Source organism: Gammaproteobacteria bacterium (genome assembly GCA_021647245.1).
Classification (GTDB): domain Bacteria; phylum Pseudomonadota; class Gammaproteobacteria; order RBG-16-57-12; family RBG-16-57-12; genus JAFLJP01.
In genome coordinates, this window is sequence record JAKIVC010000031.1 from 21,720 (window position 1) to 30,932 (window position 9,213).

The window sequence follows — 9,213 nt, forward strand, 5'->3', positions numbered from 1 at the left end:
ATCATATTCAACCATTAAAAATAGGTAACTATTTGGCAGCTTGGTATTTTGTCTCAACTCAATAGGTTAGCTGAGTGGGGTTGGTCTGCTAAAGAAGCTCTAACAAGCCATGAATGCTTTATGCTGGCTTATTCAGAGCTTCTCTAAATAACCATTATATGTGTTGACAGCTCTATTAGCTGTCTGCTTGGGAGGCTCTGATAAGACCCTCCCTGGATGAGGGTTCACAAGGGGGAGAAGAGATGAAACAGAATGATTCGAACAGTGCTATGCAGGGCCGTTTTGTCAGCAAAATTACCCGTAATACCTTGGCTTTGATAATGGCGGGTGGCCGTGGCTCTCGCCTTAAACACCTGACCGCTTGGCGTGCCAAGCCTGCGGTTCCTTTTGGCGGCAAGTTTCGTATTATTGATTTCCCGCTTTCTAACTGTATCAACTCGGGTATCCGCAAGGTGGGAATTCTCACCCAATATAAAGCCCACTCGCTGATCGGGCACATCCAAAATGGCTGGAGCTTTCTGCGTGCAGAGTTCGGTGAGTTCGTCGAACTGATGCCGGCACAGCAGCGCATCACTGAAAACTGGTATGTGGGTACGGCTGACTCTGTATACCAAAACCTCGATATTATCCGCTCCCACAATGCCGAATATATATTGATCCTCGCGGGCGATCATATCTATAAGATGGACTATGGCACGATGATCGCGGCCCATGTTGAATCTAAAGCGGATATGACCATCGGCTGTATTGAAGTGCCGATGGATCAAGCCAAGGCCTTTGGCGTGATGTCGGTAAATGAAGATTGGCGTATTACAGACTTTGCCGAAAAGCCCGACAACCCGGATCCGATGCCCGGTAGTACCACAACAGCACTGGCCTCCATGGGTATCTATGTTTTTAATACCAAATTTCTTTGTGAACAGTTGATTCGTGATGCCGATACGCCGGGTTCAGATCATGATTTCGGCAAAAATATCATTCCCAATGCAATCAAAAAATATCGTGTCTTTGGTTATGCTTTTCGCGATGTTCAAACCGGTGGCAATGGCTATTGGCGTGATGTGGGTACCGTCGACTCTTTCTGGACATCAAACATTGAGTTGGCTGGCATCACACCGGAGCTTAATTTATATGATAATGAGTGGCCAATATGGACCTATCAAGAGCAGCTCCCGCCGGCTAAGTTTATTTTTGATGATGAAGGCCGTCGTGGCATGGCGATTGATTCACTGGTGTCGGGTGGTTGTATTATCTCCGGTGCCGAGGTTAAAAAATCAGTGCTGTTCTCAATGGTTCGCATTAACTCTTTCTCTCATATTGAAGAGAGTGTGATTTTGCCCAATGTAGAGATTGGTCGAAACTGCATAATCAAGAAAGCGATTATCGATAAGGGTTGTATCATTCCGGAAGGCACCGTTATTGGCGAAGATGCCGAGAAGGATGCCGAGCGTTTTTATGTTTCAGAAAGCGGCGTGGTATTGGTTACCCCCGAAATGTTAGACCAGGAGTATAGACATGTCAGATAAAGGTCGATTGAAGGTGGTGTTGTGCTGGCACATGCATCAGCCGGAATATCGCGACCTCAGTAGTGGTGAGTTTCAGCAACCCTGGACCTACCTGCATGCCATTAAAGACTACGTGGATATGGCCGCTCATTTAGAGGCTGTCCCTAAAGCTAAAGCGGTTGTCAATTTTGTGCCGATACTGCTGGAGCAGATTGAAGAGTATGCGCTGCAGGTACAGCGGCACCTCAAACGAAGAACATCAATTAACGACCCCATGCTGAGTATGTTGAATCGTTCAGTCATGCCGAGTGATTGTGACAAGCGCCTTCGTTTGATAAAAAACTGTCTGCGTGCAAACCGTGAAACGGTGATTAATCGCTTTGCGCCATTCAAACGTCTGGCCGAAATTGCCGATTGGCTTTGTACCAATCGCGATGCGCTCTGTTACATCTCAGAACAGTACCTGGCTGATCTGTTGGTCTGGTACCACCTTGCGTGGCTGGGTGAGTTTGTCAGGCGAGAGGATGATCGGGTTAAACACTTGATAGAGAAGGGTATCAACTTCAATATGCATGATCGTAACTTGCTGATGGAGGTGATTGGTGAGTTGCTTTCAGGCTTAATACCCCGTTACCGAAAGCTGGCAGAGAGTGGTCAAATTGAGCTCTCAATGACCCCTTACGCTCATCCCATTGCCCCCCTACTGTTGTCGATTGATTCCGCAAAAGAGGCGATGCCGGATGCACCCTTGCCGTTGTTGCAGCAGTATCCCGGAGGTGATGAACGACTGCGCCGTCATATTAGCCATGGCCTTAAAGTGTTTGAAAGCTACTTTGGTTTTAGGCCTAAAGGTATCTGGCCGGCAGAGGGCGGTGTTTCAGTGGATGCATTGGAAGTGTTTGATGAATATGGCTTTCAGTGGAGTGCAACCGGTGAAAATGTGATGCGTAACAGCATCAATCGTGATGGCTGCTCGGTGGATGGGTTGGAGTGCCGCGGCTCCCATCAGGGGTATCAGGTTCAGGATCAAAATATTCGCCTGTTTTTTCGTGATGATGGCCTTTCAGATATGTTCGGGTTTACCTACTCCACTTGGCACGCCGATGATGCGGTCAATAACTTGGTTAAAAATCTGGAAAACATCGCCGAGCACCGTGAAGATATGGAAGGGAGTGTCGTCTCAATTATTCTGGATGGTGAAAATGCCTGGGAATACTACCCGGAAAATGGATATTATTTTCTAAGTGCGCTCTACCAGCGGCTCTCAGAGCACCCTGGAATAGAGCTAACTACCTACTCTGAAGTGGTTGAAAGCAAACCACCCATCGGAAAGTTACAGGGTTTGATGGCGGGTAGCTGGGTGTACGGCACCTTCTCTACTTGGATTGGAGATGCCGATAAGAATCGTGGCTGGGATATGCTGGGTGATGTAAAGCGCTGTTATGACCGAGTGGTCGCCACCGACCGTTTAAGTGAGACTGAGCTGGAAGCAGCTGAAAAACAACTCTTCATTTGCGAAGGGTCTGACTGGTTTTGGTGGTTTGGTGATTATAACCCTTCCGATTCAGTGAGTGATTTTGAGGAGATGTTTCGTATGCATCTCGCACGACTCTATGAGCTATTAGGTGAAGAGCCCCCCGACTATCTATCCCATGTCTTTACCCACGGTAGTGGTGCGCCCGCAATGGGCGGTACTATGCGACCTGGCCAAGAAAATTAGGAGCAGAAATGCTTAACCCAGATGACAGGAAACGCCGGGCCGGTGTTCTTTTGCACCCCACTTCGCTCCCCAGCGGAGATTTAGGGGCTGATGCCTATCGCTTTGTGGAGTTTTTACAGCAGAGCGGCGCAACACTTTGGCAAATGTTACCCACCGGCCCCACACACTCTGATGGCTCCCCCTATCAGTGCCTCTCGGTTAATGCGGGCAATGAGCTGCTGATCAGTCTTGAGAGGCTAGTAGAGCAAGGCTGGTTGCAGCACGAGCAACTGGAATCCAAGCGGCAGCTGGACGATAGTGCCAAGCGCCGTACCTGTTTGAGTGATGCTTGTAGATGTTTTTTAGCAACGGCTGATGAATCAGAACAGCAGGCATTTTATTTATTTTGTGAGTCTCACCACGACTGGTTACACGATTTTGCACTCTATCGTGCGCTGCGCCAAATTCACCACCTCTGTTCATGGGTAGATTTCCCCGCGCCCTTGCGAGATCGAGACCCGGAGGCCCTCTCCCAAGCGGCGGCTGGACTTGAAGAGAGCATCCGGCGGGTTAAATTTGAACAATATATGTTCTTCTCACAGTGGCAAGCGTTGAAAGCCTTTGCCGCAGAGCGTGATGTTCTGTTATTTGGCGATATGCCGATTTTTGTTGCGCACGACAGCGCCGAAGTGTGGGCACACCGGGAGTATTTTCTGCTAGATGAGCAGGGGCAGCCAACGGTTGTGGCCGGTGTGCCGCCGGACTATTTCTCGGAGACAGGACAACGTTGGGGCAATCCACTCTATGATTGGCAAGCGATGGCTAAAAATAACTATGCATGGTGGGTCGACCGGCTGCGTACTCAGATGGAGCTTTTTGATGTGGTGCGGATTGACCATTTTCGTGGCTTTGAAGCTTACTGGGAGATCCAGGCACACGAAGAGACCGCCATGCACGGTCATTGGGTGAAGGGCCCTGATGCGGCGCTGTTCGATGCGATTACCGAGGCGCTAGGTTCACTTCCATTGGTAGCTGAAGATTTGGGTATGATTACACCAGAAGTTCATGCGTTGCGTGAGCGCTTTCAACTGCCTGGCATGAAGATATTGCAGTTTGCCTTTGATGGAGGCGCCGAAAATAGCTACCTGCCACATAACCATGAACTCTGTAGTGTGGTTTATACAGGAACCCACGATAACGACACCAGTTGTGGCTGGTTTGCTGGACTATCGGGCGAGCAGAGAGCTGCTGTGATGGAGTACCTGGGCCGCCCTGAGGAGGAGATGCCGTGGCCACTGATTCGCGCCGCGCTGGCGTCAGTTGCACTTTGGTCGATCATACCCATGCAAGATATATTGGGGCTGGACTCTTCACACCGTATGAATGTACCGGGTACACCTGAAGGTAACTGGCTGTGGAAATTTGACTGGCACCAACTGCAACCAGGGCAACAAGGGTATTTTCATCACTTGGTGAAACTATACGGGCGCTAGGAGGCTGTCGGACTTAGGGTGAATCTACTGCGGAAAAGCCATTCAGGCCCATTTTTCCGATCATTTTCGTTGAATATGCTCAATATTCGCCTCAAACGATCAAAAAAATGGACTCAAAATGGCTTTCCCTCGCTACGATCACCTAAGCCCGACAGCCTCCTAGTGGGATATCTTGCACGCCTCCGTCCTCCACCTCATAGGTACATTTTGGCCAGTTTTTTAGCGTCTACGCCCCACCAGTAAAGAAAGCGCAGCCGCCACATGAGCAGCAGGGTAGTGAAAATACCATGCTGCTCCCAGCGTCGGCTAGAGGTCACCACGGTTTCTCGAATAGCGAGAGGAGCCGCTACTTTTTTTAACTGCCTACTCAGCTCAATATCCTCCATTAGTGGCTGTTCAGAAAATCTACCCACCGTTTCGAAAAGGTCACGGCGCACAAAAATGGCTTGGTCGCCTGTCGCAATGCCCGTTAGAGAAGAGCGCCAATTCATCATCTTTTCAATCACTCGAAACAGGGGGTGCCGGCCTGATAGCCGCACATCAAAACGACCCCATAGACTCTTATGGGCAATGGCATCTTGGATCAGCGCAATGCCACCCTCTGGTAATTGAGTATCCACATGTAAAAACAGCAAAATATCACCCGATGCCAGCGCCGCACCACAGTTCATCTGTCGAGCGCGGCCACGATCAGAATTCACAACATGGTCAGCACCGTTTAAAGCCAATAGGAGCGTTTCATCGTTACTGCCACCATCAACTACAATCACTTCGTGCCCGGCAGTACGATAGTGAGCCAGTCGATTTAGGGTCCGTACCACCTCCGCACCCTCATTCAGAACCGGAATAATAATGGAAATACGATTTTTCATGCTTCAGGTGATCTCTATCTGGCGCTTAAAACTGACCAAGGAGCCGCAGATAAAGCTGCTTCTCGCCACCTAGATCAATACCTCTGGCCACACCAAAGGTCAGCGTGAGAGGCAATCTGTAGCCGAGTAATAGCTGAGTGTGTAACTCTGCACCCGCACCTCGCATATACTCCCGTGACTCCCCCTCATCCCAGGCCGCTCCCAGATCATAAAAAAGCGAGCCATATATCTGTTGCAGGCCGATGGGCGGCACTGAGGCCGTGCGCTCCAGCCGGCTGAGCGGAACCCTTAATTCAGCACTGGCGAGCTGCATTGATTGACCACGTAGTGAGGGCAACCCTTCGGGATAGCCGCGAAGGGCAAATCTCTGTTGGTTGAATGGGGGGATTGATAGCCCGGTGCCTGGGCGAGTAATGGGAGTAATATTATGACCACCCAACTCAAATTGTGGGGTTGATGGCTCGCCCAGGCCTTGGGCATAACGGAGTGCAAAAGTGGCAGCGCGACCTATGCGGATATATTCGCGCCAATCTAACCGCTTAACCACACCTTCGTAGTCACCGTAGATCACCTTGTTTTTCTCAACAACCAAGTTGATGCTGCGGCCATCGATGGTGCTGATTGAGCGAGCATAATAGCGGCTGTTGTTATAGCTTACGGCAAGACCAAATAGGCTGTTTTTAGTCTCATTTGAGGCGGCATAGCCCTGTTCAATAAAGCTGTAACCATCGTTGCTGATCACTAAGCCACTGTGCAGTGCCCACTGCTGGTCTCGCCAGATAAAAGGTGTTTCGGTGCTGAGAATTAAATCGTCACTGTTAGCAATTGCAATGACATTATCAGCCGCATCCTTATAGTAACCATTGCTGCGTTGTGCGATTAATTGTAACCCAGTATACCAGCGATTATAGCGGTAGAGCATGCTGCCAAAAGGAGTAGGGTCGACGGAGTTGAAGCCAATCGATAGTGAGTATTGATGACGATAGAGAGGGTCACTGCCTGAGGTGGTCGCCCCGACAACTGCCAACCCAGGCTCTAGGCTAAAGAAGGGAAGCCACCATTGTGGCGTGACATGGCGAAATGCCTGGTAGTGTGATGGGGTAGTTTCAGCTGTGGTGGGTGGAACCCACGGCGTGCGCTGGCTTATGGGGCTGGGCGATGCTATTGCCAGAGGTGTTGTTTGGTGCAGATTCCAACCGTTGGTAGTCAGCTTGTTAAAATAGAGGGTTTTTCCATCATGACTGAGTGCGGGATGGTGCGCACCACCCCAGCTGTGGGTCAGTTGCTGCTGTGTATGGTGTTGTAAATCGAGCTGATAAATTTCATAAAAACCACTGTAGTCCGCACTGAACAGCACCGATTTTCCATCCGGGCTAAAGCGCGGCTGTAACTCGATGTCACTATTGTGGGTTAGCGGTTGCCACTGCTTTTGTTGCATATCGAATAGCGCCAGATCCCAGCCATCGGATTTATTGAGTTTTGCTCCAATTAACTGCGTTCTATCCGGTGAAAGGGTGATCGATGCCAGTACAGTATGGGTATCACCTTGCCACAATACCTCCCGTAACTGGCCGTCAATATCGAGACGATGCAGGGCGAAACGGCCAAGAGTGTAGTGGATGGCGATGATCTGTTGCTGGTCCCAGATAGCATATTGGTAGCGGCCATTGTGAGTCAGCTGTTGGGGGTTACTTTCTCCATGAGGAAGTAAGTATATTTCATTGAAAATATTACTATTGTTGCTAACCTCTGGCTGTACCATCAAGATGCCATGTTCGGGGTGAACATCAAATTGCTCACCTTGAATATCGCTGATCGCCTCACCCTTTTTACTTTCAGAAGCTCGGTAGAAAAGGGTGTTGTTATCATAGAGGCTATCAACGATGTAGTAGAGATCACCGTTTTCCATCAGTTGAGCATTGCCCGAATAGTACCCTTCGCGGGTGATTGTGGCAGTGGCTTGGGTTCGCTGTTGGTAGCGTTGGAAATCTTTATCGAAACGCTGATCCAAATAGCGCTCAAACTCACCCCATAGTACGGGAAAATCTTTGCCGAATGCACGCCGCAGGGCGGTATTCACCATAAAGGGGAAAAGTTGTCGGCTGTAAATGGCCAACCAGGCAAGTTTTTTCTCTTCACCATACTGCTCACTGAGGAACTGTTGAAAGTAGACCCCGTAAAGATAGGGTGTCATACCTGCGGGCCACTCAGTGGGGGCCGCGCTAATTTGTGACAGTGGTTTTATACCGTGCTGCCACTCAATCGCCATCACACCGCGAAAGAGCGCCCCTTGTCCACGGCCAGTGCCACGTTTTTCGTCGGTTTCATACTCTGTTGCCAACCCCTCAATGAGCCAGCTAGGTTGAAACAGGTGAGGGAACAGCAGTGGCAGACGGCCAAATAGTTTGCGTAAGGCTTTCGGGCTGCCGTTGGCCATATCTAAGTGTAAAATATGGATATATTCATGGATGAAAACCAACTCCAGCCAATGGTCATAATCCTCTAGTCCACTACCACTGCTAGGTGGGCGTACAATAAGGGTGATGCGATTATCGGGTAGCGGTGTTGCCCAGCCGTTGCTGAAATCAAAACGATCAGTAAGCACTACATGGGTCTTCTTTTTTGGCTGCCAATTAAATGCCTGGCTGAGGCGCTGATGGTGCTGTTCAGCAATACCAGAAAGTTCGTTAGCCAAGGCCGTTTCGCCTTGGTGGAAGTGGATCAGGAAATGTTGGCTTTCCAGCGTATTCCAGGAGAGTTGTGGATCATGAAGGGCCGTCGCATGGAGCAAGGGCGCGTAGAGTAGGGAGAGCCATAAAAGATACTTTATTTTATATGAGCGCACACCGTTGGCCTCCTAGGCTATTAATAGAGAATACCACGATTGTTGGCAATTAATAAAGTAAAGGGGTCAAGTCTGTACATAACGTATTAATAGTCTATTGTTTAACCCTTCTGCTTCTTTAACAGCGAAGAGAAGCGCTGCGAATGTCCCGCTGGCAAAGTCATGTGGTTAAAGAATGAAAAGAAAGACAGCAGGGTAACGACAAAATCTTCTTCGAAGGTCGCATCAGCGACTGTCGACGCTGCGAATTAAAAGAGCAGTGCATGAGAAAACCAGACTCGGTTAATACAACCGGCCATGGCCGCCAAGTCTCCTTCATCATCAAACAATGCACCCCCGCTGCCAATCACACGGATTGGATGAAAGCGCGGGTAGACAGTGAAAAAGGCAAACAGATCTACAGCCACCGCATGTCCGTAGTCGGCAGATAGTTTGCTCCTGCAATATCTGCATTTCCGCCGTCCATGGCGGTCAACCCGTATTCGCCAACATGTGCAGCAACAAAGGACTCAATCGTTTTAGCCTGAGAGGAAAAAGCAAAGTACAAGGCCAATGGCAACTCTACTGCTGAGTACACAATAGAGAGAAACTGGCCAACTATGGACAACTAATCCACTGAGGGTAAAGAAAAGGCCAGATAAAGCCCTCAATAGCCGCCAATACCGCTATTGACGTAAGCGCCAAATCAACCCCACCCTACCAACCTGAGCCATTTCCCTTCACCCTGTGATACTCAATCACCACGGAGCAGAGAAATGAATGAAGCAGAAGCAGGCACGACAGCACTGACAGAGCGCCA

The 9,213-nt window shown here is 49.5% G+C and carries 5 protein-coding genes and 1 pseudogene; 4 read left to right on the forward strand and 2 right to left on the reverse strand.

The window, feature by feature from the left end:
• Positions 1–242: 242 nt before the first annotated feature.
• From glgC to malQ, 3 genes are read left to right on the forward strand one after another with little or no spacing between them, the layout of a single operon-like run.
• Entirely contained in the window at positions 243–1,526 is a 1,284-nt protein-coding gene (gene glgC / locus L3J94_09790) for a glucose-1-phosphate adenylyltransferase (GenBank protein ID MCF6219025.1), read from the forward strand.
• A complete protein-coding gene (locus L3J94_09795) occupies positions 1,516–3,225 on the forward strand; it encodes a glycoside hydrolase family 57 protein (GenBank protein MCF6219026.1) in 1,710 nt (569 codons plus the stop codon). Before glgC ends, L3J94_09795 begins: the two co-directional genes overlap by 11 nt.
• A gap of 8 nt (positions 3,226–3,233) precedes the next feature.
• On the forward strand, positions 3,234–4,697 hold the full coding sequence (gene malQ, locus L3J94_09800) for a 4-alpha-glucanotransferase (protein ID MCF6219027.1): 1,464 nt from the start codon (positions 3,234–3,236) through the stop codon (positions 4,695–4,697).
• 194 nt (positions 4,698–4,891) lie between these two features.
• Here the strand turns inward: malQ and L3J94_09805 are convergent, their stop codons facing one another.
• The gene (locus L3J94_09805; protein MCF6219028.1) at positions 4,892–5,569 is read right to left on the reverse strand and encodes a TIGR04283 family arsenosugar biosynthesis glycosyltransferase; all 678 of its coding nucleotides are present in this window, start codon (positions 5,567–5,569) and stop codon (positions 4,892–4,894) included.
• A 25-nt stretch (positions 5,570–5,594) separates the two neighbouring features.
• A complete protein-coding gene (locus tag L3J94_09810; GenBank protein ID MCF6219029.1) occupies positions 5,595–8,414 on the reverse strand; it encodes a hypothetical protein in 2,820 nt (939 codons plus the stop codon).
• A gap of 129 nt (positions 8,415–8,543) precedes the next feature.
• Here L3J94_09810 and L3J94_09815 point away from each other — a divergent pair.
• Positions 8,544–8,985 (forward strand): annotated as a pseudogene (locus L3J94_09815) (transposase).
• The last annotated feature ends 228 nt before the right edge of the window (positions 8,986–9,213 follow it).